Origin of the sequence: Actinoplanes subglobosus, from assembly GCF_042650585.1 — a bacterium.
In the GTDB taxonomy this organism is placed as follows: Bacteria; Actinomycetota; Actinomycetes; order Mycobacteriales; family Micromonosporaceae; genus Actinoplanes; species Actinoplanes subglobosus.
On sequence record NZ_JBHSBL010000016.1, the window covers coordinates 1 to 26,653 of the forward strand.

Below are 26,653 nucleotides of genomic sequence, written 5' to 3' on the forward strand. Positions count from 1 at the left end.
GGCGAGTGCTTCCACTGCGAGGACGGCCTCGTCGTAAGCCTTATCCGGATCCGGTTGGCGACCGTATGCCGCCGACCATGCGGCAGCTAGATGATCGGCCGCTTCAGGATCAGCATGATCCCAGGCATCCGCGACCAATGCAGTGGTGGTTGGGTCCTGTCGCCGTTCCAGTCCCTGCCATGTCGCCCGCCAGGCGGAGTTCGCTGCTGCCAGCATGTCTTCCAGCGTGAGGGGATTGCCGTGATTGTCGACCCATAGCCGGGCCGGCGTATTCCAGTCGATCGAGTGGATCGTTGCGTCGACCGCATCCAAGAAGGCTGGGTCCTCAGGCTGTAAGAGCCATGGCTGGGTGGCGGTACGAACGCGCAACATGACCTGACGGGTGTAGTCGCTTAGGCCGTGGCCTGCTCGTAGCGCCCTTCTCGGTCCGTCGGCGTTCTGCAGAACCATGTAAAGCCAGTCGGCCACCTGCGGATAGAGCCACTCCGGCATGCCGTCGACGAGACCATCCATCGGCAGTCCAGCGTTGCGTCGGCTAAGGGGTATCCACGACGAAGCGGCGTCCGGTTGGGCGTCAGTCACCGCGGTGACACTACTCCGCGCACTCGCGGCGGCTCTGTTCCGCTTCTTGCTTCCGGAACGGTTCAGATTTCGGAACGGGGAGGTAGTGGTGTCCACCGTTTCGTTGAGGGCACCCGTCCAGGTGCCGACACCGGCGACGACGTAGCCGTCTGGTCCGGCGCGGTGTGGTCGGGGGTTAGGCCAAGATGGGTCGATGACTGGTCCTGGAGGCGGGCAGCGGCGGCCGTGGTGGCGGTTGCCGCTGCTGGAGGCGTTTCTGTTCGTCGTGCTGGGGGCGTTGACGAACGTCTTCACGGGTCTGCTTCCGGAGTCGTGGAAGTGGGCGCATGACCTGCGGTTGATGGGTGGGGCGTTCGTGGTGGCCGCGGTGCTGACCATCGTGGTCACGTTGGTGCGGCAACGCCGGGACCGACAGGAAGCGGCTGGTGAGCCGGTGCCCGCGGAGCGTGCGGTGACCGCCCGGACGGTGCATGGTCCGGTGATGACTGGGGACGGCGCGGCTATTGCGGGGCCGGTGGTGATCGGCGACGGTGCGACTGTCGTGCAGCATGCCGCGCCGTCGGAGTTGGCGGCGCCGGCGGCGGTGCCGGTGCCCGATGGTCTGGTCAACGTGGTGTCGCCGGGGGTGTTCGTGGGCCGGGCCGCTCAGTTGGCACGGCTCGACGCGGTGCTGGAGCAGCCGGAGACCGTCGTGGTGCAGGCGGTCCATGGGTTGGGTGGGGTGGGTAAGAGCACGCTGGCCGCTGAGTGGGCGTGGCGTCACCGGGATCGGTATCGGCCGGTGTGGTGGATCGACGCGGACACTGCGGCGGCCATCGATGCGGGGTTGGCGGCGTTGGCTGCCGCGTTGCAGACCACGGCGACGGCGGGTCTGCCGTTGGAGGTGTTGCGGGAGCGGGCGGTGCAGTGGCTGGCCTCGCATGACGGCTGGCTGCTGGTGCTGGACAACGTCGATGATCCGCGGGACGTCGCTGCGGTGGTGGGACGGGTGGGCACTGGCCGGGTGTTGGTGACCAGCCGGCGGGCCACCGGCTGGGCGGGTATCGCCACACCGGTCGGTGTGGACGTCCTCGCCCTTGACGATGCCGTGGAGCTGATGCGCCGGGTCCTGGCTCCCGCCGGCCGTGACCACGACGATGCCGGGCTGGCGCGGGTGTGCCGGGAGTTGGGGTGTCTGCCGCTGGCGGTGAAACAGGCCGCGTCGTATCTCGCCGAGACGGGTCTGTCACCGGACGGCTATCTGGATCTGTTGAAGGCCTATCCCGCTGACGTGTTCGCGCACGGTGGCGAGGGCGACGGTGAACGCACCATCGCCCGGGTCTGGCGGGTCACCCTGGACCGGCTTGCCGACACCCCCACGGCCGGGGAGATTCTGCGGGTCGTGGCCTGGTATGCCGCTGACGGCATCCCCCGTAGCCTGCTCGACGGGTTGGCCGACCCGCCAGCGATCGCGCGGGCGGTCGGCCGGCTCACCGCCTACAGCATGATCACGACCGATGAGAGCACGCTGACCGTGCACCGGCTGGTCCAGGCGGTCGCCCGGACCCCTGACCCTGAAGACCCGCACCGGCGACCCGACGACATTCGCACCGGACGACGCCGAGCAGCCACCCAACTGCAGGCCGCGATGCCGGACACCTGGCGGCAGCCGGTCGACTGGCCGCGCTGGCGGGTGCTGGCGCCACAGGTCGAGGCCCTCGCCCAGCACAGCCCTCCGAGAGACGACGACGTGACGGCCAGCCTTCTGTACAACCGGACAGCCTTATTCCTTAAGGATCAGGGTGCCCTGGGTCGGGCGGTGCCGTTGTACGAGCAGGCGTTGGCCGATCGTCGTCGGGCGCTCGGTGACGATCACCCGCAGACGCTGGTCTCGGTGAACAACCTTGCCGGCGCCTACGAGTCGGCCGGGGATCTGGGGCGGGCGGTGCCGTTGTACGAGCAGGCGTTGGCCGATCATCGTCGGGTGCTCGGTGACGATCACCCGCAGACGCTGACCTCGGTGAACAACCTTGCCGGCGCCTATGAGTCGGCCGGGGATCTGGGGCGGGCGGTGCCGTTGTACGAGCAGGCGTTGGCCGATCGGCGTCGGGTGCTCGGTGACGACCACCCGCAGACGCTGAACTCGGTGAACAACCTCGCCTACGCCTACGAGGCGGCCGGGGATCTGGGCCGGGCGGTGCCGTTGTACGAGCAGGCGTTGGCCGATCGGCGTCGGGTGCTCGGTGACGATCACCCGCAGACGCTGACCTCGGTGAACAACCTTGCCGGCGCCTACGAGGCGGCCGGGGATCTGGGGCGGGCGGTGCCGTTGTACGAGCAGGCGTTGGCCGGCTGTCGTCGGGTGCTCGGTGACGATCACCCGCAGACGCTGACCTCGGTGAACAACCTCGCCTACGCCTACCGGTCGGCCGGGGATCTGGGGCGGGCGGTGCCGTTGTACGAGCAGGCGTTGGCCGGCTGTCGTCGGGTGCTCGGTGACGATCACCCGGACACGCTGACCTCGGTGAACAACCTTGCCGGCGCCTACCGGTCGGCCGGGGATCTGGGGCGGGCGGTGCCGTTGTACGAGCAGGCGTTGGCCGGCTGTCGTCGGGTGCTCGGTGACGACCACCCGACAACCAAGATCGTTCGAGAGAACCTTGCTGCGGCTATCCAGGAGCGGTGAGATCTGTCGTTCCACTTCCATGGGCTGCGGAACGCGAGTTGCGCGGCGGGGGAGACGGGGAGCGGGCCCAGGTTGGTGCTGTTCCGGAAGTCGTTCCACAGAGCGCCGTTCCGGAATCGGCGGTCGCGGCGACCTTCGGAACGTTCGCGAGTTGCTGTCATCGCTTGGTCCGGGTGGAGCAGATCGTCGTACGGTCCGGCCGAGCGCGTCTGTCCATCTGACGGGGCCGGTGGTCCCCGCCGGGCTACGTAGCTGTGCTCGACGAGGGCCTGGCGCACGCCGGCGTCGAGCATCGCTTGGGCGATGCTGGCCGTTGTAGCCCTCGCGACGAGGGCAAGGTGCGTAGGGGCGGATGGTGTCGGTCATCAGCGAGTACAGCGCTTCGCGTTCCCACTCGGTGCGGCGCCGTGCGTCCGGGTGGTCGAGAACGTACGACGTGGTCTCGTTGCGGGAGAGGCCCTGGGTCTTGGCCTGTCCGGCCAGGCGGATGGCCAGCCGCGTCACGGTGTGCCAGTCGCCGCCCTGGTACCAGCAGCAGCCCCGGCCACCGCGGCGAGGTACGAGCTGGCGGCCGAGCCTGCGCCACCACGGTTCCGGACTGCCGCGCGCCAGCGCGGTCCGGTCGGCTCAGTCCGGGTCCGGAGTCTGCCGAACTGAGGGGTAGCGGGGACGCCTGCGGCTGGCGGAAGCCATGCGTCACTGGGGGTCATACGCACCCGCCGGCCCGGGCGCCACCGCGCTACGTCCGGACCGGCATCTGTGGGGGGTTCCGCTGCTGAGACCGCCCATCGCGCCGATGCGCGCTACCGGTGTGCCTGATCTGCCGGGCCCGGGTGACTGCCGCGGCGGTTGCGTCTACCAGCCGAAATTCGACGGCTGGAGAGCGCTGCTGTTCCGGCGGGCCGACGGCACCGTCTACCTGCAGTCCCGGCAGCTGCGGGACCTGACACCGTATTTCCCCGACATCGCCGCCGCGGCCGCGGCGACGCTGCCACCGGAGACCGTGCTCGACGGCGAGCTGATCGTATGGGACCCGGCAGCCGGGCGGACCTTGTTCCCTGCCTTGCAGGCCCGGGTCAGCGCCGGACGGCGTCTGCCGACGCTTGCTGCCGCGCAGCCGGCCACGTTCGTGGCGTTCGACGTCCTGGAGCTGTGCGGGACGCTCACCACCGGCGCGCCGCTGTCCGAACGTCGGACCATGCTGGAGGAGATCCTCGGCGATGGGCCGGCGGCGCTGCCGGTGTGCCCGCAGACCGGCGACCTGGACCAGGCACGGCAGTGGTTCGACGAGCTGGCCTGCACCGGTTGCGAGGGCATCGTGGCCAAGGACGATGCCGGCCGGTACCGGGCCGGGCGTCCGGGCTGGTGGAAGATCAAACGGCGCACCACCACCGAGGCCATCGTGGCCGGGGTCCTCGGCACGGTCGAGGCACCCGCGGTGCTGCTGCTCGGCCGGTACACCCCTGACGGCCGGCTGCGGTACGTGGGCCGCACCGTGCCGCTCGCCGCCGTCCAGCGGGCCGAGCTCGCCGGGGCCCTCACCGCGGCCACCGGCGTGCACCCGTGGCCGTGGCCGCTGCCGGCCGCCTGGTCCGGGCAGCTGGACCGGCGGGAACAGCAGGACTACCTACCGGTGGACCCGCGGGTGATCGCCGAGATCGTCGTCGACGAAGCCCACGAACACGGCCGATGGCGGCACCTGGTGAGACTCGAACGGCTGCGCGGTGATCTGCGGCCGCAGGACGTGCCGCCCCCGCCGTGACCGCCGGCCACGGCCAGACCGGCTCAGACCTTCACCCGCAGGCCTTGCCCGGCGACCATGCCCACCGCGGAGGCCCACCACCAGGCGTGCCCGTCGACGTACAGGCACGGGGCGCTCGCGGTGATGTCGTCGCGGATCAGCGGCAGCGCCACGCCGGGGATGAGCAGCCGGATGATGTGGTTGTCGGTGTAGTGCAGGTTCCAGCCGTACCGGCCGTCCCGGTCGGCGGCCGGGTCACGTACCGGCTCGCCGGAGGGTTCGGCGACCCTGGTCATGATCGTCAGGTCGGCCTTCTCGGCAGCCCGGACCCGGACATCGGCGAGAAACGCCTCCAGGGCGATGGCGGCGAGGTCCTCGCTGGCCTGTTCGATCGGCGCGGTGCCAGGGTTGATCATGCCGACACGGTACGCCCGGAACCGGAACCCGGCTTCCCGCCGCGACGTGCGGTGCTCCGGCGGGGCGGCTGTCCCGGGACACGCAGCGAGCGCCACGGGTCGTCCGGCGGCGGGTCGGCCGGCCGGGGTTCCCACAACGCGTTACCCGAGGCCGCAGGTGCTGCCTGGCCCGGTGACGACGGGGCCGGGGGCGGGGGGATCTGGGCCGGCTGGCTGGGGGTGGGTGGCCAGGCCAGTGCTCCGGAGCGGGGGCGGGCGGCGGCGCCGCGGCCGGAGGCGCGCAGGTCCAGGTGCTGGCGGCGTAGCCGGCCCCGGCCAGCGCCGAGACCGGTCCACGAACGGCCGGTGGCTTCCAGGGTCAGGTCGGTGCCAGGCCACGGCTGGGTGGCGATCAGGATCGAGTCCCGGGAGCGGGCGCGGGCCTGCAACGCCCGGGCGACCGACGCGGTCACCGGGCCGGGCGTGTGGACGGCGACGGCGGCGACACCATCCAGCAGCGCCGCGACGATGCTGGGCCAGTCCGGTCCGGGGTCGGGTACGAGCGCGAGCCGGTCCAGCGGGATGCCGGCCTCGGCGGCCGCGACCATCCCGAAGTCCGGCATCCCGACCACGGCCGCCCACGACCCGTCGCGCATCGCCCCGGCCAGCAGCACCTGCAGCACCGTGACGGAACCGACGGCGGCGATGCTCGCCCCGCGGCGCAGACCTCCCGGCCACGGCAGCAGCGGGAGCAGCTCGTTGACGGCGGGCGCGATCCGGGTGAGATCGAGGGAGACGAGCTCGGCGTCGTCGCCGGTCTGCACGGCATGGGCGAGCGCCCCGGTGGTCGCCCGCTGTTCGGCGGCCCGGGCGACCAGGGCCAGCGTGGCGCGCACGTCGGCGGCACGGCCGATCCTGCCGGGGCCGGTCCAGGGGCTGCGGGTTTCGCCCACGGTCACTCCCTTCGGTGGCGCTTGGTGCCGAAGGGGAAGCGGCATCACGGCTGGTCAGATGTCATCGCGACAGCATTTATTAGAACAGGCGTTCTAAGGCAAGGATAGCTGTTGATCATGATCTGTGCACCTGATGGAGTCCGGGTCGCCCGGCGGTCGGGCATCAGAACCAGGCCTCCTCCTGCGGCTGTGCCGCAGTCGGGGCTGACGTCAAAACCGTCAAGCACGGGGAAAGCGTCCGTCGTGGGCGCGCCCGGCCTCCCGCGCGAGGTCGCCCGGGCGGTCCAGGTGAGGTCAAGAGCTGGCACCGGCGGCGGGGGTGGCGTCCGTCGTGGGTGCGCCCGGCCTCCCGCGCCGGGTCGCCGGGTGGTCCGGGTGAGGTCAAGAGCTGGCACTGTGACGGCCGTCTGCGGTGGGCGCGGTTGTCGTCACCGTGCGGGGGTCCGTAGCGGGTCACCGTTACCCCGGCGAGGTCCGGCCCGGTCGCCCGCCAGTGGCGTGGGCAGGCAGGCGAGTCGCCCCTCTCGCAGTCGCTGATGCTGCTGGCCGAATGCAAAGTGCCAGCTCAGCAGCCACATTTTAGTTCCAATTCTCGATCTTTCGGATGGACGCGGTAAGCCAGAAAGGGTATCATTATATATGTGAGGGCGGGACGGCAAACCCGACCGCACAACCAGAAGTCCGCATCCCTGGAGGAAACCGTGAGTACCGAGACCAGCACCGCCACCCCGGTCGAGCGCGACAGCGAGTTCGTCCGTGCCGATCCCCGTGAGCTGATCGTGGGAGCCAACGTCCGGCTCGACCCCCGCCTGGACAAGGGGTTCATCGCCAGCGTCCGCGAGCGCGGCGTGCTCCAGGCGATCACTGCCTACCGCGACGATGAGCAGCGCCTGATCGTGCTGTACGGCCAGCGCCGCACGGTCGCGGCGGTCGAGGTCGGCCTGCCCACCGTGCCGGTGATGGTGGTCGCCCGGCCCGACGAGGTCGACCGGCTCGGCGACCAGGTCATCGAGAACGACCGGCGGGCCGCCCTGACCGTCGGCGAGCGGGTCACCGCTTTCGAGCAGATGGCCGCGTTCGGCCTCAGCGCCGCGCAGATCGCCAAGCGCACCGGCAACCAGGGCAAGGACGACGTGGCCACCGCACTGACCGTGGCCAAGAGCCCGCTGGCCAAAGGCGCGGCCCAGCGCTACGACTTCCTCGACCTGCAACAGGCCGCCGTCGTGGCCGAGTTCGCCGACGACAAGGACGCCGTGACCAGGCTGATCGGCGCCGCGAAAGCAGGCCAGGGCTTCGGCCACCTAGCGCAGCGGCTGCGCGACGATCGCGCCGAGCAGCAGGCGAAGGCCGACAAGACGGCCGAGCTGGCCGCCGCCGGACTGGCCATCGTCGACCAGCCCGAACACGCCGACCCGAAGGTTCGGGAGCTGTACCGCCTGGTCGACGCCGACGAGCAAAAGCTGGACGAGGCGAACCATCGGGAGTGCCCCGGCCACGCCGCGTTCGTCAAACGCGACTGGTACCGGGTCGAGATCACCGACGAGGCCCCCGAGCCCGAAGACGACGACCACGAGGACGAGGAGGACGCCGAGGGGGAGTCGGGTGGCCGGACTCGGGAGGTCTTCGGCTGGACGCCCAAGTTCGTGTGCACCGACTACACCGCCCACGGCCACCAGGAGCGGTTCCGCGCCACCGGAACCAGCGGCCAGCCGAAGGTGGCGGAGATGACCGACCAGGAGCGCGAGACCAAGCGGGCCGAACGCCGGGACGTGATCCAGTCGAACAAGGACTGGGGCAGCGCCACCACGGTGCGCCGCGAGTGGCTGGCCACGTTCCTCACCCGCAAGACCCTGCCGAAGGGCGCGGCGGTGTTCCTCGCGGCCGGTCTCGCCCGGCCGGACATGGACCTGGCCCGGGCCTACGACCTGGCTTACGGACTGCTGAAACTGGACGGCAAGCGGCCGTCCTGGCAGTACGGGCAGGACGCGTTCACCGTCCTGGTCGGTAAGGCCACCGAGGCCCGCGCCCAGGTCCTGGCTCTCGCTCTGGTCGTGGCCGCGTTCGAGTTCCCGCTGAAGGAGAGGAACTCCTGGCGCGGCGCGGACGCGAACACCGTCCGGTACCTGCGGTTCCTGCAGACCTGCGGGTACGAACTCGCCGCGATCGAGCGGCGCGCCTGCGGCGAACCGGCCCCGGTCGCCGACCAGGACACCTCCGACCCCGACAGCCAGGACTGACCGATGCGGTGGCCCGGGTTACCGGGCCACCGCCACCGTCCCGTTGAGGCCCGGCCCGGCCTGGCCCGCCAGCGTCAACTCCCTGGCGGGCCGGGCCGGGCCCGACCGTCGAAAGGACACCCCGATGCCGGTGAGAACCCGGGCCACGACGTGCGCCACCCCGGACGCCGTCACGCCCGGAGGCGATACAGTGACGTCCTCCGCGGTGGACCAGGTCCGCAGCGGACTTCTGGAAGGCGGCCGGGGGGTTGCCGGCGCTGCTTCGGTGGCGTTTCTCCCCGGCCGCCGCCATGACCAGCCAACCGGGACAACGGTGGAGATCAGAACCGTCAGCGGACAGCCGGCCACCGACCGTGCTGGAGCCGCCGAACGCCTGGGCCTGGCCCTGAACACCGTGCGGATGTTCTCGTCGCCGGCCCAACGTGCCACCCGTGGCTTCCCCGCCCCGCTGGCCGAACGCGCCGACGGCCGGGACTGGTTCGCCCTGGCCGACCTCGACGCCTACCAGGCCGCCCGCCCGGTCCCGGCCACACCACCGGCATCCGGCGATCCGGAGGAACTCGTCGACGTCGCCGGCCTCGCCGCTCTGCGTGGTGTCGACCCGGCCACCATCACCGGCTACGTCAAGCTGTCCCGTCCCGACTGGGACGCCGGCCGCGACGGCTACCTGCCGTACCCCGACCATATCGAGCCAGCCGACCACGGCCACACCTACCAGTGGAAACACGCCCGCGCGTACGCATGGGTCGCCCAGCTGCGCCGGAGCCCCGGCCGCACTCCGGGAACCGCCCCCACCGTCGCCGACCTCGAAGCGGTGCTGGCCGAGTCCGGCGACACGACGCTGAAGAACCGCGAGATCGCCGCCGCGCTCAGCGCCCGGCTCGGCGGCCGGCCGGTCAGCATCCAGGTCGTCCAGCGACTCAACCGCAAACGCCACGGACACTCCGCCGGCGACGACACCCGTGAACATGGCTGAACGGTGAGGTGCATGAGGGCGGCTCCCCTGCCGGCGGTGTCTCCGGTTACCTCTTGCTCCATACCAAAGCCGTCGGCGAGGTTGGTGGGATGGTCCCAGCCCGGCCTGGCAGACCGTCGATAGCGGGCCGCTTAGAGCTTGTCTTCGATCTCCTGACCATGACGGCATACCGTCACGACGGAGATCGAGTAGGCGTCACGGTGACGGTTCTGCGTCATGGTCGGTGCCGTGTGCGATCGTGCGGCGTTCCCGCCATGCCCGGGTACGGCAGGCGTTTGAGCAGTACACGGCGTTACGACGACGGTGCACTCGCTTCCACACCACCACGCCGCAGACGGGACAACGCATCATCGCCATGACGTTCTCGGCGCTGGCCAGCGCGGCGGCTGTGGCGTCGGGTACGAAGGGCGTGGCGTACGCGCGGATCACGAACGCCTGGATCTTCTTGGCGCGCTCGGCCCGGCGGCGAGCCCGGTATGCGCGTGCCACACACGCTGGCGAGCAGTATTGCTGACGCGTACTCGCGTCGCGGGCGAGAGCAACGCCGCAGCTCATGCAACGTCTCGGCGGTTGTCCAGCGGACACAGTCTCAGGATCGACTCGCCGACCGCGTTCGTCTACAGCAGGCGTTCGTACGGGCGTCACGGTGACGCCAGAGCGAACGGCCCCCGCCAGCAACATCACTCGGTATGCCTGTTGAGCTGGGAAGACAGGATCAAAGACAAGCTCTTAGCGGGGTCTGCAACGCGGCGTGAGTTATCCACAGCTGCGGGTTGTCCACAGGCCGGAGCGGATTCGGGTGGACGGGCATTGATCGGGTGTATCAGGCTGCCGGGCATGGAGTACATCGAGGCCGCGGCAGCGGTCAGTGACCATCTGGGCGCCGGGGACGACGAGCTGGCGCCGGCTGGCGCGGTGCATCTGGGGCTGACGGCGTGGCAGCACCTGGTCGGCGAGGACCGGATCTGGGACCGGGTGGGGACGGTGCTGCTGGAGGTCCAGGGCCGGCTCTACCTCGATCAGGCCGTGACGATCGAGGCGCAGCCACCTCGGGACGATCCGCAGACCCGGGCCGCGGTGGCGGGTCTGCTCACTGCCCTGGCCCGGCACCACCAGGAGCGGGCCACGGCCGGCGCCGGTGAGCTGCACCTGCGCCTGGACCACGACGCGGCCGCTCAGCAGCTGCGCGCGGCCGCGGCGGTGCTGGCGTGACGATCGGGCATTGGCAAGCCGAGGCATCAGCCGCACTACAGACGGCCGACCAGGCGATGCGAGGACAGTCGGCCACGGCCGCGGAGGCCTATGCGGTGATCGACGCCCGGTCGCGGGTTTACGGGCAGTTGGCCCGGGGCGTGGAGCAGCTCGCCGGTGGCCGGCCGGTGGCCGAGGTTCCCAGCCGGGAGACGGCCGCGCTGCTGATGGACCGTTCAGGGCAGAGCTTGACCCGCCTCTACGTCGGGTTGAGGCTGGCGATGACGGACGGCCGGTACCCGCCGCTGCCGGCGGATCCGGGTGCCGTCGCGGTCGCACTGCGGCGGGCTGCGGATGCGATCGGGGTCGCCGGGGACATCCTGGCCACCCATCTGCCGTCGCGGGGCCGCCGGGCCAGTCCTGAGGGCAGGGCGATCCGGTCCGGTGGCGGTGTGGCGGCGGCGCTCGGCGACATCGCCCGGCTGACCCGGCTGGCCCTGGAGGTCGACGCCCGGCTGGTCGACTGGCTCGACGATCGGTCACCGGCGGCGGCGGAGACGTACCGACCGGTGCTGGAGGCGGCCTGGTGGACGACACAGGGCCGGCTGGCCGACGCCGCCGGTGACCTGGTCGCCGGGGCAGCCGGCCAGCCGCGTCTGCTGGACGAGCTGGAGATGAGCCGCCAGCCATTGGACCCGGTCCCCACGGTCGAGACCGCCGCCGAGGCGATCGCCGCGGTGACGGCCGCCCGGGACTGGTTGTGGCAGCACCGGGACCAGACCGTGGTCGAACACCTACGGCTGGCCACCCGCCTGGGCCTGGAGGTACACGTCGCCCTGGCCGTCGGCGCCGAGAACACCGCGCCGACGCCGGAACTGACGCAGTGGCGGGCGGCGGCAGTGGCGGCCGCCCAGCTGCGGGGGACGCCGGCGGCCTTCACCGCCCGCGACGCGACGGCGGAGCTGGCCGAGGCGCTGCGCTGGGTTCACGGCAACGGCCCGGTCGGCGCCGTCCGGGACCCCTCGCGGGTCCCGGAGCTGGCCCGCCTCGCCGAACGTCTCCCAGGGCTGGCGAACACCCTCTACGCGGGGCTGCGCGACGCCGTACAGCGGGGCGACGTCTTCGTCCCGGGCGAGGCCGTGTTGGTCAGGCCACGGGGGGCACTGGTCTACCGGGCGGTCCAGCAGTGGCGTCCAGGAGTCGCCGCCGACGACGAGGTCCGTGCCGTGGGCCAGATCCTGATGCGGTTGTCCGGACCGGTCGCGGGGGCCGCGGTCGCGGCGGCTGGCTTCCCGGCCCCTACTCGTACGGCGCAGACCTCTACCCGTGCTGTGAAGCCTGCCGGTGGCGTCCCTGCGGCCCGCCGAGGGACCGCCGGCCCGGTCAAGGACGACGGTGACCGAGCCCGCTGAGGCGGCGCTGTCTACGGAAACGGCGACTGTAGGGGAACCCCGTGCGGCGACTGAGCCGCGTCGACCACGACCGCGACACAACGACGACGGCCCGGACAGCGCCAACGCCTGTGCGGGCCGTTCTGGAGCAGGTCGGGTCTGCGGTGTCGGACATGCTTCCTCCGTGCTCAGGCGGTGGTGACGTGCTGCGGCTGCGCGTCGCCGGGGGCGGCCGCGGTGCGGGAGACGTCCTCGGGCGTGTGCGGGGTGGGCGCCGGCCGGGCCGGGGTTCGCCGGGCGGCCCGGGCGGTCGCGGCGAGCGGTTCGGTCAGGCCGAGCTGGTGCAGCTCGTCGGTGCTCCAGCCGTTGTCGCGCAGTCTGGCCAGGGCGGTGACGTACTGCTCGTTGATGTTGTCGAGTTCCCTCAGGGCCACGTCGAGGCGGTGTTTGAGGACTGCAGCCTCGCCGATGCCCGCTGCCCTGCTGCTGAGCAGCTCCAGGGCGGCGCGTTCGGCCCGGGCGTGGATGGTTTTGGGGCTCTCGCGGGTCATCGTCATGCCTCCCCGTGCATTGATGATCTACGTTGCACAACTGCTGAGGGTAGCGGTGTCGATCATTATCTGTGACCCTGGGCTGCGTGATAAGCGTCGGCATGAGCCAGGACAACATGATCGATGACGTGATCTCGGACGTCAGCCGGGCGTTCGCGAAGATGGTCAACGCGTCGAGCGATTTCGCCATGGCGCTGATCGAGTTGCGTATCCAGCGGCTGAGGGAGGCCGCGCGCCGCGACGATGAAGCGGCCCGGGCGGCGCGCGAACAGATGCGGGTGCACCACTTGGCCGACTCGGCGGTGTGGCGCGCGGCGATGCGCCCGCAGTGGTGGCGCGACGCCGGTGCGGAGGACATCAGCCGGGTGTGGCGGGCGGCGTCGACGTGGCAGCACGTCGACCCTCGGGCGGCCGAGGCCCGCCAGGTCGTCATCGACCGGCTCGCCGATCGTGGCGTGCACGTCGACCCGGCGGCGCTGAGCCAGTCCAGCCCGGAGGACATCGCGTGGCTGTCGGACGCGCTGGACCGGGCAGCCGCGGACCGGGCAGCCCGCGCGGCCGCGGCCGGCACCAGGCCCGGCAAGGTCCGGCCGGACCGGGAGCGCAGGAGCGCACCGGGCGAGAACCCGACGGTCATCGACGGTGAAGTCGGGCAAGAGCCGGACCCGCAAGAGCCGCGCCGCACGTGGGCGGAACGCGAGCAGAAGGCCGCCGAGCATGTCCGGGGTGCATGGTCACCCGAGCGCGCGGAGCGGGTGATCGGGTGCGACGCGTGGGGCGTATTGGCGAACCAGCTTGACCAGGTGGAGCAGGCGGGCCACGACGTACAGGCGCTGTTGCGAGGCGTGCCGGACTTCGTCGACCGGGCGCATACCCCGGCCGCGTTCGCGTTCCGCTCGATCGAGGACCGACTAGACGGGCTGGTCGACCTGGGCACCCAGAGCAGCAGCGACTCCCGCGCCACAGCACAGCCGAGTGCGGTGCCGGAGGCAGCACAGGGCAGCCCCACCGTGGGCGGTGCGGAGGCGTCGCGGAGTAGCGCACCGGCACCCGACACGGTCCCGGCGGTTGTGCCCGCTCAGGTTCCGCCGGACGTTTCCGTAGGCGGGGCGCAGGACTCCGTCGGTGACGGCCAGGCCGTGCAGGTCGCCGCCCAGGCGTACCCGATCGCGACCAAGGATGCGGTGGCTGCCGTGGCCGAGAGGGCCGAGGCGGTTACGGCCTCCGCGCCTGCTGGTACACGATCGACGCCTTCGCAGCCCCGCCCACAGCAGGTCCGGAAGGAGCCGCGAGGACTCTGAGTTTCAGCAGTGAATCTTGCGTGACAACTACAGGCTGAGGGGCGCCGCGCGATCGCGCGGCGCCCCTCAGTTTCTGGGTCGGTCAGGGTGCTGGAGGTGATGTCGGTTGGAGAAAGGGGTGGGTCGAGATCGCCAGTCCCAGGAATACGCTGAACGTCGCTGCGGACGCTGTCACGATGCCCCAAGCGGGGAGCCCGAATAGTGCGGCCAGCAGGCCGGCGATGATCGCGAGGAGCATCGCGATGATGAGGGACACGACGATGTAGCAGGTCTTACTCATCGTGTTGCCGTCTCAACGCCCCACGAATCGGGGGGATACGGCGGGAGGCGGCGTGCTCGACGGCACGCCGCTGAAGGCGTAGACACTGGGAGTCCTCTCGGTCCTGTTGATCCGGATGAGCTGCTGATCAGGTCGGCCCGAGCATCTGGAGGTTGCAGCCACCAGAGCGATGTCAGTTGACCTATTCAGCTGCTAGACATCATCCGCGATGCGCTTGTCCTTGTGAAGGGCACAGGACATGTCACCCCGCTTCGAGCGAGCATAAAAGGGGCATATTTCACTAAGATTATTTTTCTTCGCACAACGTAAAAGGCAGGAGAATCGTCGGCTTTAAACGTCATAGTCCGGTCCGTGCGCCAGTCGGTCGAGCGATTCGGGGTCTGCCACCAGGATCCGCCGGTAGCCCGTTTGCACGAGGTTGGCGCTCCGAAGGAACCACAGAGCTTTTTGGGTCGTGGCCGGGGACGCCCCCACGAGCTGGGCTAGCTCCCTTTGGCTTACTGGGACCGAGATCTGAAGGCCGCCCTGCGGCGTCCAGGCTCCGGCATCATGAGCCAGGTCGCTCAGCACTGCCGCGAGTCGGATCGTCACCGGAAGCGACAACTGTTGGGCGTGGCGCCGGTTGGACTCCCGAAGATCGCGTCCTATCTGTTTGATGATCGCAGCACTCACCTCGGAGTATTCCTTCATGAATCCGAGAAGGTGCGGCTGGCGGATCACGGTCGAGACGATGGAATCTTCTCCGGCGGTGACGCTGTAGGCACGTGGCTCCCCGGTGACCGCGCTCTCTGCCCCTAGCAGGGCGCCTACGCCTTTGATACCGGTGAGAACCTCGGGCCCGTTCGCGGTGAGGGTTGTCACCTTCACCCAGCCGTCCCTCACGATCTCGATATGGGTGTCCGAGTCTCCTTGCCTCAGCAGTCGCCGACCCCCGGGCAATCTGCGAGTCACGCCGAGCGCCAAGAGCCCGTCACGCACCGTGGGGGTCAGGGTGTCCAGCAAGTTGGTGGAGGCGATCCTCGGCCGCCGGTTCCGATCGGTCCACCGCGTCCATTCGTCCCACTGGTCGGGCCACCGGACCTCAACGCCTTGCACCGGTTCGGGACCTGCGGTCCGTGCCGGAATGCGGCTCTGTCTGCCGGTCGATGGGCGATCCCCGGCCGCTGTGGTGCCTTCGCAGGCGTCCCACAGGGTCCGGAACTCGGCGAGTTCTCCGGCGAGCGCGCGGACGACCGTCTCAAGCGCCGGCCATTGGGGGCGCTTCTCGCAGCGTAGAACGCGGTGCACCGTGTCGTGGGAGATGTGATGGTCGCTAGCTAAGGCGCGTGTGCTCGGCCGGCCACGCATCCGGTGCAGGTCACCCAGGGCGGCAGCCAGACGCTGCAGGGCCTCGGGGCGTTCCGGGGCCCCTTCCCTCGTCCGAATCACCGCCATCGCGCATTCACATCCTGTGTTGTAGTGGACACACAAGGTTGGTAAAACCGGTTGGGTGACTGAAATGGTCCGAAGAGTGGCGGAGCTCGCACGAGTATGCGAGCAGCTAGATGTGCGATTGTCAGATCCACGGTAGTGTCAGACGTAGACAATCCACAAGCTGACCAGGTCTCCCCGTCCCAAAGTGGGGAGCCTTGCAACACCGAAGCTCGGCCTTTGATCCGGATGAGCGTCGGAACCTAGGCCTCCCGTTGCAGCGGGAGGCCGTTCCGTAGGTCGGCCGATCCATCGGCACACCGCGGGGGCCGCCGCTCGTGCCGACGACCCGACCCACCTTGCCGATGTGCCCGCAGACCCGTCGGCGCTCCCGATCGAAGGCGCCAGGACGGCCTGGATCTGGCTACGGAGCAATCAACTCCGTAGCCAGATCCAGGCCGTCCTGGACGGCATGTTCGATGAGGAGGCGAGCTGCGGTGGCCCTTTGGAGAGGGCGGCTCCAGCGGACCGGCGCCGTTTAGGTGGAGTCCGGTCCGCGAATCCGGTCACCCTGCTGTTCCCGGGGTTGAGGGCGGCCGGTCGGCCACTTGGTCCTCCGCCTGGCCCGCGCGGGGACGAGGGGTGCTCGGCGGAAGCGAAGGCCGGCGACTGGCGCGTAGTGCGCGGTGTTTGAGCACTTTGTCCGCCCAGAGAACCCGGTCGGCGGACTCTTGAGGGATCACCGTCTTCGCCAGGGACACGACGGTGGCGCAAACGATCGCGAACACGGTGAACGCCAGGACTGCCTGCCAGGGCATGCCGATCACTCCGCTGATCAAGCTGGCGAGGCTGCCGATGCCGAGTTCTTTCACGCCGTCACCGCCGCATTCGGGGCGTAGCCGGTGGTCCGGACCCGCTTGCGGAAGTTCGCCAGACGACGTTCGACGGCTTTGACCGTGACACGCAGTTCGGCGGCGATCTGAACTTGGGTCATGCCTTCGGCCAGCATGCCGAGGATGAGTTTGGTGGTCGGGGTGGCCGCCTCGATGATCCTGGCCAGATCGACACGCTGAGCGACGTCGGCGGCGATGTTGCCGGCCAATTGATGACCGACCTGCTCAAAGTCCACGTCATGGCGTGCGGCGAGCCGGTCCAGTTCGCCGGCCCGTTCCTTGGCCCACTTCTCGTAGGCCCGGGGGAATTGCAGCGCGCAGGCGTTGATGAAGTAGGTGCGCAGGGAGACGCCCATCGTCGACGCCACCCACTTGCGCCTGACGATCGCGTAGGTGCGGAAGTGTTCGATGGCGGCGGCGATGATGTCCAGGGCGAGTTCGTCGCGGGCCGCTTCGGAGTTGGTCAGAACGACCATGTCCTCGGGCCGGATCGGAACGCGCCGACCGGGGGCGCAGCGGTCGAGTACCTGCTGGAGCCGGTGGGTGCGCAGGAACGCCTTGACGACAGGCCAGGCATAGAGCCACAGGTCGTCGGACAGCTGCCGGTAGGCCTTGCCGTCCCACGGCCGGTCGATGCTCATCTCGAAGCGCACCTGCTCGATCAGCTGATGCTCGGCGAGCCGGTGCTCGGCGAGCCGGCGCTGCGGTGTGGAGGTGAGTTCGACCTCTTTGGCGATCGCCTCCAGGAGATCGTCGAGGTGAGCGGCGGCGGAGATCATGTGGAAGGGGTTGAGGTCAGGAGCACGAAGACTCCCCGACCTACCCTTCGGTTCCATAGCGGTGTTGTAGCGGGTCATGCCCTCGCCTATGCGAGTGCGTCTCCAAAAACCCCCACCCTGTGACTCAGGTCACATTAACTGCTGTAACTACTTCTTTTAGAAAGTTGTCCACCACGTTGAATTTGGTGTGGCCAGCAGAAATTCGATGTGGCCAGTAGTAACGAGTTCAGCTTCAACTTTGATGACAAGGGTTAGTAAGAAGAAGGTCCCGCTCTCCTGATGAACGCGACACACTGCTCCAGCAGCGTGCTAACTGGAAGGCTTAGCCGGTGGCGGGGTACGCGCTCAGCGACGTGTCTCCTGTAGCGCCGGAAACTCCGGAATAGGCGCTGACGGCGACCGGCGCCAGGCCGGGGGAGGGCTCCCGGTCGGTACCGGTCTTCGCGTCGAGCACCATGGGCGTGTCGCTGGCGGCGCCGTAGACCGCGCCGTGCCAGACGGCGGTGATGGTCGGGGCGGTTCGGCCGGTGGCGGGGAGCTGCCAGAGCTGTTCGCCGCTGGTGGCGTCGAGAGCGAACACCAGCGAGGTGCCCATCGTGCAGACGGTGACCGCGGCCTGGTCGTAGCGGCAGGCCAGCCCCGAAGGGTAGGCGCCGGTGGCGCGGTCGGTGAGCGTGCCGTCGCCGGAGATCCGGGCGTAGAGCCGTTTGCCGCGGCCCTGCTCGGCGAGCAGGACCGCGTACGCCGGGCCAGCCGGGGCCAGTTCGGCATTGCGGACGGTCTCCGTCGACCAGCGTGGGGCGCCGTCGGCGACGCCCACGCCGATGACCTTCTGCGCCAGGCCGGCGTCGGGGGCGGTGAGCCCGACGACGGTGTCGTCGAGCACGGTGGCCGCCTGCAGGGCGGTGTTGCGCCACAGCACCGAGCCGGTGGTCAGGTCGACGCCGACGGTGACCTGCTTGCCGACGGTCAGCACGAGCGTGTTGCCTTGAGCGCCGACGACGGTGACGTACTCCCCGGCGACCGCGGTGAAATCGCCATCGCCTTCGGCGGGGACAGCAGCCACGCTCAGCACGGCTAACTGCTCGCCGGTGCCCGCATCGGCGACCAGCAGCTGCACGGCCTGCTGCGCCGTGGTGGTCCCGGAGGCCGGAATCTGCACCGCGTACGGGATCACCACGGCGGGTTTGCCGGCACGTTGCACCAGATGCGGGGTGTGGCCGACCGGCTTGCCGAGCCCGCCGGGGCGCTGCACCGGCGGGTTGGTAGGAGAGAGCGTGGCTGGCGCCCGGCCAGTGAGCAGATTCGTGACGGTGGCGCCGGTCTCGCCACCGACGAATGCGGTCTGGTCGTAGAGCAGCACGTCCTGGGACCGGCCGTCACCCAGGGGCTGCCCCGTCGCGGCGAACCGCACCGGCGGGTCGAAGGCCTGCCGGGGCGCGGCCGCGGACGAAGCCGGGGTAAGCGGTGTCGACGCCGGGTCAGAGGTGCAGGCGGCCAGAGCTGCCACCGTCAGCAGTGCACCAGCGGCCAGCCGTCGATCCGGCACGTACGCCCCCTTGGTAGTCGTCTGGGTCGATGAAGCGTTGCGGAGCGTAGCAACGCCGATCGGGTGCGGTGTCCGTCCGGTCAGGAACCTCCGGGGCCGAGGAAGAACAGAACCGTGGTTAGCGGTACAAATGATCTTGCTGGCCTGGGTTGCCGGTGATGTACCGGATAACAGGCCGTTATCACGTTCATCGGGGCAGTTTCGACTGACCGAGTAAATCCGCCAACTACTCGCGGGCGGACTCGTCGCCGGTGTCCGCGCGGGCCGGCAGCTCGTCGATATGGCCCTGCTCGGCCAGCAAATGCGCCAACTGAGAGCGGGCGTACCAGTCGCCGGTGTCCGCGCGGGCCCGCAGCTCGTCGATATGGCCCTGCTCGGCCAGCAACTGCGTCAACTGCTCGCGGGCGTACCGATCGCCGGTGTCTGCGCGGGCCCGCCAGAGGGCGATCGCCTCGTCGACGTGGCCCTGCCTGGCCAGCAACTGCGCCAACTGAGAGCGGGCGGACTCGTCGCCGGTGTTCGCGCGGGCCCGCAGTTCGTCGACGTGGCCCTGCTCGGCCAGCAACTGCGCCAATTGAGAGCGGGCGGACCGGTCGCCGGTGTCTGCGCGGGCCCGCCAGAGGGCGATCGCCTCGTCGACGTGGCCCTGCCTGGCCAGCAACTGCGCCAACTGAGAGCGGGCGGACTCGTCGCCGGTGTCCGCGCGGGCCCGCAGCTCGTCGATATGGCCCTGCTCGGCCAGCAACTGCGCCAATTGAGAGCGGGCGTACCGGTCGCCGGTGTTCGCGCGGGCCCGCAGTTCGTCGATATGGCCCTGCTCGGCCAGCAACTGCGCCAATTGAGAGCGGGCGTACCGGTCGCCGGTGTTCGCGCGGGCCCGCAGTTCGTCGACGTGGCCCTGCCTGGCCAGCAACTGCGCCAATTGAGAGCGGGCGTACCAGTCGCCGGTGTTCGCGCGGGCCCGCCAGAGGGCGATCGCCTCGTCGACGTGGCCCTGCCTGGCCAGCAACTGCGCCAACTGAGAGCGGGCGGACCAGTCGCCGGTGTCCGCGCGGGCCCGCAGTTCGTCGACGTGGCCCTGCATGGCCAGCAACTGCGCCAATTGAGAGCGGGCGGACTCGTCGCCGGTGTTCGCGCGGGCCCGCCAGAGGGCGATCGCCTCGTCGACGTGGCCCTGCCTGGCCAGCAACTGCGCCAACCGCTCGCGGGCGGACCGGTCGCCGGTGTCCGCGCGGGCCCGCAGTTCGTCGACGTGGCCCTGCCTGGCCAGCAAATGCGCCAACCGCTCGCGGGCGGACCGGTCGCCGGTGTCCGCGCGGGCCCGCAGTTCGTCGACGTGGCCCTGCCTGGCCAGCAAATGCGCCAACCGCTCGCGGGCGGACTCGTCGCCGGTGTCCGCGCGGGCCCGCAGCTCGTCGACGTGGCCCTGCCTGGCCAGCAAATGCGCCAACCGCTCGCGGGCGGACCGGTCGCCGGTGTCCGCGCGGGCCCGCCAGAGGGCGATCGCCTCGTCGACGTGGCCCTGCTCGGCCAGCAACCGCGCCAACCGCTCGCGGGCGGACTCGTCGCCGGCGTCCACGCGGGCCCGTAGGTGTTGGGGGTGGACGGTGGTGGCGAGGTGATCTTGGAGTAAGACGTGGCGGAACTGGTAGATCGTGCCAGCCTGGCGGAGCACACCACGGTGATGGTGGGCGTCGTGGTAGAAGGCTTCCAGCCGCCAGGGCAGCCATCCGTGCAGGGCAAGCCGGGTGTGGGTGAGCCTAAACCGGATCCAGGTCCACCCGCCGGCGCCGAGCGCGGCGGCGGCCGCGAACACCCCGGCGGCGGTGGCCGCAGCAAGAGCGATCTGGCTGGTACTGGCCGCGACCGGCCAGACGGTAGCGGCGGCCAGAACGCCGCCGATGCCCCCGGAGTACAGGGCGGCCGCGGTGACGTTGCGGCAGTTGTCGCGCAGACTTCCCGTCGGGGCCGGACGGCCTGCCAGGTAGAAGAGCATCTTGGGCGGGGTGCGGGCGGTGAGCAGGCCGCAGATCAGCCCGGCTGTGGCAAGGGCACCGACCAGGGGGGTGAGCGCCGGGGCGATCAGCATGCTGGCCAGTAGCCCGCAGCCCAGTCCCTGGGCTGCGCGCAGAGCATTGTCGCTGCGCTGCCGTGCCCGCCGCGTCCGGTAGCCCGCGCCCGCGGGTAGGTAGGGCTGGTAGCGGGTCGGCCAGAGACGACGGAACCAGCCTGCGGCGCTACCGCCGACCAGCCCTGTCGCGCACACCGCGGCGATCGCCGCGGGCAGTATCCCGCCGGTGGCGTGTCCGCCAAGCCCGGCGATCACCGCGGCGGCGGCGGTGAAGGCGGCCGGGCCAGTGCGGCGCGCCCAGCCGGGACGTGTGGCCAGCAGCTCGGAGGGGATCTGCCACCAGTGCAGGTCGCGGGTGCCGGCCAGATACAGGTGGTAGGCCAGACACCCGATCCACCGGCCGGCCCGCTGCGGGGAATACGACCGGACCCGCCGGCCCCGGTCGTCGCGGACGCCGGTGTCGGTGTAGACGCTGGCGACGAAGCCGTCCATCAGCTGGGCGGTGATGGCCGGGCGGGCGGTCATGGTGCGAAGGTCTGCGGGGTCGGTGTCCGGGTCCTGGTAGGCGGTACGGGCCAGGCTCACCATCAACGGTGTCGACAACGCTGCGGCCAGCGGCCCGCCGGGATGCTCACGCAGGTGGTCGAAGACCGGCTGCCAACGCTTGCGGGCCGGTTCGGGGTATGACAGAAACGCGATCGCGGCCTCGGCACCGACCGGTTCGATCTCGATCACCGCGGCCCGTGACAGCAGTGTCTGGCCGCGGGTGACTGCCTGCTCGTACTCCCGTCCCCGGCAGGTGACCACCACCGGCCGGTCCTGCCCGGCATAGACGTCGATGGCGTCCAACGCCTGCGAATGCCTGCCGGCGGGGAGCTCGTCGAGCCCGTCGAGGATCGGCAGCACCCCGCCCCGACGACCCGCGAGCTGGCGGGCTATCAGCTGGGGGTCGCCGTGGCGGGCCAAGACCTCGCCGTAATCGGCGGCCAGCCGCGCGGCCACGAAGTCTTCCACCGGCCGGGCCGGATCCCAGTCGTTGATCGGCAGCAGCAGCGGCACCGGCTGCCCCGGTTCCGGCCGGTGGAGCAGCCCAAGGGTCAACCGGATCGCCAGGACACTCTTACCCGCACCGGGATCACCCAGGACCAGCAGCTGCCGGTGCGGCAGCTGCCGGAAGGCGTCCACGATCTCGGTGAGATCACCCGACAGTGGCAGCTGCCGCCAGTCACCACGAAGAGGATCCTCGCCGAGGACCACGCCTCGAGCCGCCGCGGGACGCGCGGTCGACGACCAGCGCACCGTCACTGGTGCCGGCCGGTTGTCCACCCGCCGCAGCGTCGCCTCCCGCGTCCAGATCCGATCCACCTCGCTCCCAAGGTCCGCCATCGCCTGCTCGGCCAGCTGGTCAGCGGCTACCTCCTTGTTTTCGTTTGACGTCCGGATCGCCTTGTCGAGGGCTACCAGAGCGATCCCCAGCCCACCCACCGGCAACGCGAAGACGTTCGCCCAGCCCACCCACCGCTCGAACCCGTCAGCATCAGGTGCACCGAACGCCTTCCAAACCACCCAGCAGCCGAGCCCGAGCACACCAACGCCGACCAGGACCCACCCTGTCCGCCGTAACCCCTCGCGCCACCGTCGATTCACGCCCTACATGATGGACACCACACGCCCGCGCACACAGCGAGGCCCTCGCGACGGCGGGATCCATCGGGTAATGGACGGTTATCCGGTACATCCCGCGGCCGGCCACCGCACGCGGCCTTGACCAGTCACAACACGACACCGGCAGGTTATCCGGTACATCACCGGTGGCAGGCCGGGCGAACCCGGTCGACACCTTGACCGACGGTCAAGATCGTTTGAATTGCTAACCGCTGTTCGGATCTTCCTCAGCCCCTGCCTCGTACCTCGAAGTCGGGGAGCTGGGCCAGGACCTCGGCCGGGGCGGGTTCGACCGGCAGTGGCGTGGTGTCGACGTGACCGCGGTCGGGCGCGCACTTGCTGAACGGGCCGTATTCGCCGGTCAGGACGGCGAAGTGGTTGTCGAAGTGGTCGCGCCACCAGATGCTCATGCCAGTGTCCGGGTCGGCGACCCGCAGCGTTTCCCAGGCGCGCCAGAGGGCGTAGAGGCGGCTGATCGCCTCCGGGTGTTTCCACCACCAGGGGCACCAGTTGACGCCGTTCGCCGCTCCCTGGGTGACGCGGCGTTCGACGACCGGGGCGAGGTAGTGGCGCATGAAGGAGTCCACGTCGCTGAACATCGGTGCCGTCGGGGCGCCATCGTCGGGCGGCTTGTCGACGGCCGGCGTCGGTGGCGGCTCGGGGGCCCGGCCGGTCATCTGGTCGAGCAGGGTGGCAAGGTCGGGGATCGCTGCGGATCCGGCCCGTTCGGCCGGGTCGGGGGTGGTCATGGGGGCGTCCCGGTGGGGTCGGCGTCGGCGCCCGGGTCGGTGGCCAGGTTCCAGTCGGTCTGCTGATCGGGGTCGAAGCGGGCGATCGAGGTGCGGATCTGGTCGGCGTACGGGCCGGTCTGCCAGGGTGCGGTGCGGGCCAGGACGGGCCGGGCGCCGGAGCTGTAGACGACCATCCGGCCGCGGGGCAGGGCGTGCAGGGCGGCGATGTCGAGGATGCGTTCGCGGCGGGTGGAGCGCGAGACGCTGTCGGCGGTCCAGCCGCCGGCGCGGTGGCTGGTGGAGCGGACCGTGACGTCGTGCTCGCCGATCAGCTTGCTCAGTTCCTCCAGGAAGTCCGGGTCGGCGACGCCGCCGCCGTAGGTGCGCACGTTGGCGGCGGACCAGAGTTTGCGCATTCCTTCGCGGCCCCACACGTCGACGCCCTGGGCGTAGGACTGCAGGATCGTGATGATCGGCAGGCCCATCGAGCCGTAGAACGAGTACAGGGCGGGCAGTTGCCGCATCCGGCAGATGTTGGCCGCCTCGTCGAGGACCGACAGCAGCGGTGGGTCGAGGCGGCGGCCGCGTGAGGCCCGGGCCTGGGCTTCGCCGGCGCGTAGTACGGCGTCGGTGAGTGCGGCGATCAGTGGGGCGGGGGAGCCGGGGCCGCCTTGGGACAGCAGGTAGAGGGTGCCGGTGCCGGCGACGAAGTCGGCGGGGGAGAACTCGTCGACGCCGGGGTCGGTCGGGGCGGTGACCCAGGCGGACACGGCGGGTTCGGTGAGGCAGGACAGGGAGCGTTCGGCGCCGCCGTAGATGCCGCCGCGGGTCTTGTCGGGCAGGTTGATGACGCCTTCGACGGCGTAGGCGGGCAGCTCGTGGCCGTTGTCGCGGAGCAGCCGCACCGCGGTGTCGTCGCGCGGGTTGGTCGCCCATTTGTAGACGTCCAGGATCGAGCGGTGCCCGACGGCGGCGGCCAGCAGGAGGTTCGCGGTGAGGTCCTCGCTCTTGGGGTCGAAGAACGCGTCGCGGCTGACGCCGGGTTCGCGTTCGGCGGCGGCGAAGTGTTCGGCCAGGCGGCGGGCCTCGGTGATGGTGGTGATGGCGGCGAGGGGGTTCCACCAGAGCCGTTGCGGTTGGCTGCCCCAGATCTGCTGCGGGTCGAACACCGCGATCGTCCCGCGGGTTTCGCGTGGGCCGCGGGTGGCGTCGACGATGTCGCCCTTGACGCTGGTGACCAGCACCGGGCCCGGACTGGCCACGATCGCCGGGATCGCCCGGGCGGTGGTCTTACCGGTCCGGGGGCCCCAGATGTCGACGGCCATGTCCTCCCATGACTGGCGCAGCGGCATCCCCGTGCGTAGCTGGTGGGCGATCAGTACCCCGGCCTCGTCCGGTTCGACGACCTTGACCTCGGCGAGGCTGGGCCGCAGCCGGCGGGCCGAGGCCTGTACGCCCTGGGGGCTGAGGTGGTCGAGTTCGCTGCGGCCGGCCATGTGCCGGGCCTTGGCGTCGACGCGGCTGCCGCGGTGCTTGCGGTGGGTCCACGCCCAGCGCAGACCGATCGCGAGAACGGCCAGCACGACCGCTTCGATCACCGCGGCGATCGTGCAGGCGAGCGTCCAGGAGATCTCGCCGGCGGCGACGGCGAAGGCGGTGTCAAACAGACCCTGGCCGGTGTAGCCGGGCGGCCCGGTCACCGCCACCGGCGCCCACACCGCGGCAGCGACGACCAGGACCGCCACCGCGATCGCGCCGACGAGCACGCCCTGGCCGTTGCCGCCCGGGCCGCGTTCGCCGCTCACGTGCGCTGCCACCGGGCATCGGTGTTGCCCAGCTGTTTCTCGATCTCGGTGGGTTCCAGGTGCAGCGGGATGCCGGGCCGGTTACCGACCTTGATCAGGAAGTTGCCGCGGCCGATCAGGACCTCCTCGCCGTCGGCGCCGGCCGACCAGGACGGCGGCGCCGCCCAGGACAGCACCTCACGGCGTTCGGCCTGCGACAGCTGCCGCACCCGGGACACGGCGTCGAGTTCCTGATCCGAGCAGGCGCCGATCATCATCACCGCGCACCGGTCGGCGAAGCCGCGGGCCTTGGCCCGGTCCTCCGGATCGGGCAGTGCCTCCAGGTCGGCCAGCGAGTGGGTGATGAACGCGGTGCCGGTGCCCTTGGACCGGTTGAGGCGGGTGAGGGCGTCGATGCGGTCGACCATGCCGTGCCCGACCCGCAGCGCCCGCCACATCTCGTCGAGGACCAGGAAGAACGTGCGCGGCGACGCGAGACCGAGGTCGGAGAGCCGGTGCGCGGCCTCGACCTGCCCGAACCCGGCGGCCCAGGTGGTGACCAGCGCGGCGGCGGTGAGCTGGTGGTTGGTCTCGCTGATGTTGGAGATGTCCACGCACAGGGCGGTGGTGTCCAGGTCGATCGGGGCGGTCGTCTGTCCTTCGACCATGGTGCCGAGCGGGCCGTGGATCAAAGCTCGCAACGCCCGGCGCAGGTTCTCGGTCTCTTCGCGGTAGCGGGGTAGGTCGGCGTCGGCGTACCAGAGCGTCACCCAGCGGACCTCGGCCGGCGCGTCCTCGATGACGGCCAGCACGTCGGACAGCAGCGGCTGGGTGTCGGTCTCGCGGTCGGCGAGGTAGCGCAGCGCCGCGGACACCACGGTCAGCTCCCCCGATTCGAGGGGGCCGCCGCGCATCAGGGTGAGCAGCACCGCCGCGGCGTTCAGGCGCCGGTCGACGACCTCGGCGCGCAGTCGTTCGGCTTCCTGGGTGTCGGTGACCCGGGCCAGGACCTGCCGCCACGGGCCGACGTCGAGGGGGTTGAGCCGGTGCAGGCCGGGCCCGACCCGTACGACCCGGCCGCCGAGGGCGGCGACCAGTTCGGCGTAGTCGGGTTTCAGGTCGCCCAAGATCAAGGGTGTGACGCCCTGGGCGACCAGCGACAGCAGCATCCGGCGCACCGCGGTGGACTTGCCCATCGCCGGTTCGGACTGGATCCACACGCTCGGGTTGTTGATCAGCCGGGCGCGTTCGTACCAGCTGATCGGGTCGAAGCAGACGGTGGCGTTGGTGTAGCGGTGCCGGCCCAGCGGCGCGCCGATCGTCGGGGTCGCCGCGCCGGTGCCGTACGGCCACAGCCCGCACACCTGCACGGAGGTGCCGCGGTACTCGGTCGGGGCTTCCACCCAGGACACCTTGCCGCCGCCCGGGCCGGCGAAGCCGTAGCGGGTCGGCCGGCGCGGTGGCCGACCGCCGGTGGTCTTGCCCATCAGCGGGTCTCCATGTGTGTG

At 70.6% G+C, this 26,653-nt stretch carries 21 protein-coding genes; 7 read left to right on the forward strand and 14 right to left on the reverse strand.

Features of this window, described 5'->3' with window-relative positions; genetic code table 11:
- Window positions 1-582: hypothetical protein (locus ACFO0C_RS17330; protein WP_378067677.1), on the reverse strand; the 582-nt coding region annotated here is incomplete at its 3' end.
- Between the two features lie 193 nt (window positions 583-775).
- Here ACFO0C_RS17330 and fxsT point away from each other — a divergent pair.
- Window positions 776-3,247, forward strand: coding sequence for an FxSxx-COOH system tetratricopeptide repeat protein (gene fxsT / locus ACFO0C_RS17335; RefSeq protein WP_378067678.1), 2,472 nt, complete (start codon window positions 776-778; stop codon window positions 3,245-3,247).
- An 811-nt stretch (window positions 3,248-4,058) separates the two neighbouring features.
- Window positions 4,059-5,009, forward strand: coding sequence for an ATP-dependent DNA ligase (locus ACFO0C_RS17340; RefSeq protein WP_378067679.1), 951 nt, complete (start codon window positions 4,059-4,061; stop codon window positions 5,007-5,009).
- A gap of 23 nt (window positions 5,010-5,032) precedes the next feature.
- Here the strand turns inward: ACFO0C_RS17340 and ACFO0C_RS17345 are convergent, their stop codons facing one another.
- Together ACFO0C_RS17345 and ACFO0C_RS17350 are read right to left on the reverse strand one after the other, a co-directional pair.
- Window positions 5,033-5,404: a hypothetical protein gene (locus tag ACFO0C_RS17345; protein ID WP_378067680.1), complete on the reverse strand. Its 372-nt coding sequence runs from the start codon at window positions 5,402-5,404 to the stop codon at window positions 5,033-5,035.
- Window positions 5,401-6,336 (reverse strand): hypothetical protein, encoded by a 936-nt coding sequence (locus tag ACFO0C_RS17350; RefSeq protein WP_378067681.1) that lies wholly within the window; start codon window positions 6,334-6,336, stop codon window positions 5,401-5,403. The genes ACFO0C_RS17345 and ACFO0C_RS17350 overlap by 4 nt, the downstream gene beginning before the upstream one ends.
- A 701-nt stretch (window positions 6,337-7,037) precedes the next feature.
- On the opposite strand from ACFO0C_RS17350, the gene ACFO0C_RS17355 reads away from it, so the two are divergent.
- A complete protein-coding gene (locus ACFO0C_RS17355; protein ID WP_378067682.1) occupies window positions 7,038-8,573 on the forward strand; it encodes a ParB/RepB/Spo0J family partition protein in 1,536 nt (511 codons plus the stop codon).
- Window positions 8,574-8,591: 18 nt separating this feature from the next.
- Here the strand turns inward: ACFO0C_RS17355 and ACFO0C_RS17360 are convergent, their stop codons facing one another.
- Window positions 8,592-8,747, reverse strand: a complete 156-nt coding sequence (locus tag ACFO0C_RS17360) for a hypothetical protein (protein WP_378067683.1) — start codon at window positions 8,745-8,747, stop codon at window positions 8,592-8,594.
- Window positions 8,748-8,886: 139 nt separating this feature from the next.
- On the opposite strand from ACFO0C_RS17360, the gene ACFO0C_RS17365 reads away from it, so the two are divergent.
- Window positions 8,887-9,549, forward strand: a complete 663-nt coding sequence (locus ACFO0C_RS17365; protein WP_378067684.1) for a hypothetical protein — start codon at window positions 8,887-8,889, stop codon at window positions 9,547-9,549.
- A gap of 195 nt (window positions 9,550-9,744) precedes the next feature.
- Here ACFO0C_RS17365 and ACFO0C_RS17370 read toward each other — a convergent pair whose 3' ends face one another.
- Window positions 9,745-10,038, reverse strand: a complete 294-nt coding sequence (locus tag ACFO0C_RS17370) for a hypothetical protein (protein ID WP_378067685.1) — start codon at window positions 10,036-10,038, stop codon at window positions 9,745-9,747.
- Between the two features lie 348 nt (window positions 10,039-10,386).
- Between ACFO0C_RS17370 and ACFO0C_RS17375 the strand changes: the two genes are divergently transcribed.
- Together ACFO0C_RS17375 and ACFO0C_RS17380 are read left to right on the forward strand one after the other, a co-directional pair.
- Window positions 10,387-10,761 carry a hypothetical protein gene (locus ACFO0C_RS17375; protein WP_378067686.1) on the forward strand — a complete coding sequence of 125 codons (375 nt, stop codon included), beginning with the start codon at window positions 10,387-10,389 and terminating at the stop codon, window positions 10,759-10,761.
- Complete coding sequence (locus ACFO0C_RS17380; protein WP_378067687.1) at window positions 10,758-12,152, forward strand: hypothetical protein; 1,395 nt, start codon at window positions 10,758-10,760, stop codon at window positions 12,150-12,152. Before ACFO0C_RS17375 ends, ACFO0C_RS17380 begins: the two co-directional genes overlap by 4 nt.
- A gap of 167 nt (window positions 12,153-12,319) precedes the next feature.
- Here the strand turns inward: ACFO0C_RS17380 and ACFO0C_RS17385 are convergent, their stop codons facing one another.
- The gene (locus tag ACFO0C_RS17385) at window positions 12,320-12,682 is read right to left on the reverse strand and encodes a hypothetical protein (protein WP_378067688.1); all 363 of its coding nucleotides are present in this window, start codon (window positions 12,680-12,682) and stop codon (window positions 12,320-12,322) included.
- Between the two features lie 86 nt (window positions 12,683-12,768).
- On the opposite strand from ACFO0C_RS17385, the gene ACFO0C_RS17390 reads away from it, so the two are divergent.
- Window positions 12,769-13,983, forward strand: a complete 1,215-nt coding sequence (locus tag ACFO0C_RS17390) for a hypothetical protein (RefSeq protein WP_378067689.1) — start codon at window positions 12,769-12,771, stop codon at window positions 13,981-13,983.
- Between the two features lie 610 nt (window positions 13,984-14,593).
- On the opposite strand, the gene ACFO0C_RS17395 is transcribed toward ACFO0C_RS17390, so the two are convergent.
- The 8 genes from ACFO0C_RS17395 to ACFO0C_RS17430 form a co-directional block, all read right to left on the reverse strand.
- A complete protein-coding gene (locus tag ACFO0C_RS17395; protein WP_378067690.1) occupies window positions 14,594-15,697 on the reverse strand; it encodes a Crp/Fnr family transcriptional regulator in 1,104 nt (367 codons plus the stop codon).
- 542 nt (window positions 15,698-16,239) lie between these two features.
- Window positions 16,240-16,545, reverse strand: a complete 306-nt coding sequence (locus ACFO0C_RS17400) for a hypothetical protein (RefSeq protein ID WP_378067691.1) — start codon at window positions 16,543-16,545, stop codon at window positions 16,240-16,242.
- Window positions 16,542-17,345, reverse strand: a complete 804-nt coding sequence (locus tag ACFO0C_RS17405; RefSeq protein ID WP_378067692.1) for a hypothetical protein — start codon at window positions 17,343-17,345, stop codon at window positions 16,542-16,544. The genes ACFO0C_RS17400 and ACFO0C_RS17405 overlap by 4 nt, the downstream gene beginning before the upstream one ends.
- Window positions 17,346-17,667: 322 nt before the next feature.
- Window positions 17,668-18,894, reverse strand: coding sequence for a hypothetical protein (locus tag ACFO0C_RS17410; RefSeq protein WP_378067693.1), 1,227 nt, complete (start codon window positions 18,892-18,894; stop codon window positions 17,668-17,670).
- A gap of 226 nt (window positions 18,895-19,120) precedes the next feature.
- Window positions 19,121-22,612, reverse strand: a complete 3,492-nt coding sequence (locus tag ACFO0C_RS17415; protein WP_378067694.1) for a hypothetical protein — start codon at window positions 22,610-22,612, stop codon at window positions 19,121-19,123.
- 245 nt (window positions 22,613-22,857) lie between these two features.
- Window positions 22,858-23,379 (reverse strand): DUF4913 domain-containing protein, encoded by a 522-nt coding sequence (locus ACFO0C_RS17420; protein WP_378067695.1) that lies wholly within the window; start codon window positions 23,377-23,379, stop codon window positions 22,858-22,860.
- A complete protein-coding gene (locus ACFO0C_RS17425; RefSeq protein WP_378067696.1) occupies window positions 23,376-25,166 on the reverse strand; it encodes a type IV secretory system conjugative DNA transfer family protein in 1,791 nt (596 codons plus the stop codon). Before ACFO0C_RS17425 ends, ACFO0C_RS17420 begins: the two co-directional genes overlap by 4 nt.
- The gene (locus ACFO0C_RS17430) at window positions 25,163-26,632 is read right to left on the reverse strand and encodes an ATP/GTP-binding protein (RefSeq protein WP_378067697.1); all 1,470 of its coding nucleotides are present in this window, start codon (window positions 26,630-26,632) and stop codon (window positions 25,163-25,165) included. The genes ACFO0C_RS17425 and ACFO0C_RS17430 overlap by 4 nt, the downstream gene beginning before the upstream one ends.
- Window positions 26,633-26,653 lie beyond the last annotated feature (21 nt).